This window comes from Bacillus sp. NPDC060175, assembly GCF_042728695.1.
Classification (GTDB): domain Bacteria; phylum Bacillota; class Bacilli; order Bacillales; family Bacillaceae_G; genus Bacillus_A.
This window is the reverse complement of record NZ_JBHWYR010000180.1, coordinates 1-2,541: the sequence shown is the minus strand read 5'-3', so window position 1 is coordinate 2,541 and position 2,541 is coordinate 1. Positions and strand designations below refer to the sequence as shown.

At 31.8% G+C, this 2,541-nt stretch carries 2 protein-coding genes and 1 pseudogene; all 3 read left to right on the top strand.

Going from position 1 to position 2,541, the window contains the following annotated elements; translation table 11 throughout:
• Positions 1-582 (top strand): annotated as a pseudogene (locus ACFWDE_RS30350) (plasmid recombination protein); the annotation flags it as partial.
• Positions 583-849: 267 nt separating this feature from the next.
• Positions 850-1,500 (top strand): MarR family transcriptional regulator, encoded by a 651-nt coding sequence (locus ACFWDE_RS30345; RefSeq protein WP_377896378.1) that lies wholly within the window; start codon positions 850-852, stop codon positions 1,498-1,500.
• A gap of 609 nt (positions 1,501-2,109) precedes the next feature.
• Positions 2,110-2,541: helix-turn-helix domain-containing protein (locus ACFWDE_RS30340; protein ID WP_377896377.1), on the top strand; the 432-nt coding region annotated here is incomplete at its 3' end.

The window sequence follows — 2,541 nt, the reverse complement described above, 5'->3', positions numbered from 1 at the left end:
TTAGAAAAAAGAGTAAAACAAATGCAAAAAGAATTAGATAGTGCTACAGATCAAGTACCAAATGAACCTGTTAAAATTCCATTTTTGCGTAGAGAAGTAATAACAGAAGTACAAGATAAAATGTTTGGTAAAACTGAAATTACGAAGAAACAGACAAGAAATTATGTATTATCACCGGAACAATATCAAGAATTAACAAAACAAGTGAATGCAGCAGTTACTATCAAAAAGGATTATGAGCGTTTGAAAAAGACAGATTTTGTGAAAGAGAATGAGAGTTTAAAAGTACATGCAGAGGGATGGATGGAAGAAAATCGAACATTGAAACAAGAAAAAAGTCAGTTACAAAAAGAAGTTGGTGTATTAAATAGAGAAATCAGCTCATTAAAAGCTCATATAAAGGGTTTACAGACGAATATAAGAGTTTTGTATGTGCAAACGAAAAAAGTTTTGAAAGAGCAATTTAAGGCGTTTAGAGGAATTATTAAAAATGAATTGGATAGCAAGGGAATAGATAATCAATTTGAACGTGAATATAAGAGAGAAATGAGTAGACATCAAGATTTTGATAGGGAAAGATAGGAGTGATAATGGTGAAAATGTAATAGATCTTCATCAATGGGAAGAAAGTAAAAAAGAGGATTGAATGTTGTATTTTCACAAGAGATGGAAAGCTTTAGTAATAGATTTCATGTTATTATATAGAAAAACATACAAACGAGAAAAACCGCCCAAGCTTTGGTCGGCGAGGCGGTTTTTCATAATAAGGTTGGAATCAACCAATATATATTCTATATACATACTAACATATAAAAGTTGATTTCTTCCACTAAGGGAGAGAATTATTTTATGACAAAAGTTGTAGATTTTGGACAAGCTGAAAAAAAAGCGAAAATAAGAGATAGTAAGATTGATAGTATTTATGACCAGTTGCAAACTGGTGGATACTCAGAAGAAGAAAAAGCAATGCTCTTACAGTTAATAAGTAAAACAACTGGTGGAGATGAATATTTTATAGGAAAAAAGAAAAAACCTACAGATCGGGTGAGGTTTGTGCAAATTATTATGGATAATTACAATTACCTGAGTGAAATAGATTATTTAACTACAGCTGAAAAAGCGCTTTTAATGGATTTAATACCTTATGTAGAATTTAAAACAAATATTTTGGTTGAAAGAATAAGTAAAGAAGATGAATTTGACTCTGATAGTGCAACGCCTAGTTATCTTGCTAGAAAGTTAAATAGAACTAGAGGAAAAGTTTCAGAGTTAATGAACGGTTTAATGAAAAAAGGTTTATTAGCGGTTGCAGAAACTGGAACAACTACTGAAGATGGTCGTATTTGTACAAGTCGTACATGGTTTGTGAATCCGAATATTATGTGTTGTTCTCCAAAAGACGGAGTAGATAAAGCAACTCAAAAAATCTTTAAAAAATCACTTAAAAATTTTATAACTGAAGATGGTAAAAAACATAAGTTACCAATTTATTTATTTTAGATGTCATTTTATATTGACATCTTTTTTTTATTGTTATTTTACATTTTTTAGGTGTTCCTTTTTGGGTACACAGGTGTTCCTTTTTGGGTACACCCTATATCTTATAAACCCTTGTTACTACTGACTTTCTTCACTTTGCTCTTCTCACTCTTATATATATAGCTAAAAGTTCCGCAAGGAACGGGTCGTATTTTTGAGAAAAACACTCAAAAATCTCCACCCTCAGAATAAAAAAGTCGGTTCGTTCATCCTCACCTAAAGGCTATCGCCTTTTCTTTTTTTATTCTGTCCTTGCAAAACTTTTTTCGGCTGATTTTTAGCTTTCGCCAAGCCGAACAGACCAAAAACGGGATTAAGTTGCTCGACTTGGACCAGAAATTGTACCAGCCGAACCGCCAGTTCTTCCGTTCAAGGTATTCTTCTTTTTCTATATGGAATCAACGCTATGTGGGGTTTCGCCCCCACACGACGAGCCAGCACTCACACCCAAAAACAGGGGTGAATAGCATGATAAAACATTTTTACACCTTAGAATCACGTTATTATAAAGAAATTTGGTAGTCTTTAATTAGCCTTTAACTTAACCTCAAACTTAAGGGAGATGTATAGATGAACATTGGTAGACAAATACAATATTTTCGTAAACGGGATAATATGTCCCAAGAGAAGTTAGCAGAAAAAATTCATGTTTCCAGACAATCTATTTCTAACTGGGAAAATGAAAGGAACTATCCAGATATTCATAATTTACTAATGATGAGTATTCTCTTTAATGTCTCCCTGGATGATTTAGTTAAAGGAGATGTAAAGATCATGAAAGAAGAACTTCAAAAATCAACTTTCTTTAAGTGGAGTTACATCATGTTAGCATTAATGATTATAATTCCTATTTCTACTGCACCTGTATTTTACTTTTTTGGTTATTATGGTCTTATAATACCTTTGATACTTACGATTTTGCTTATGTTTTCATCACAGCAAGTTGAAAACATAAAAAAAGAGCATAATTTAAAAACTTATCGTCAAATAGTTGATTTTATA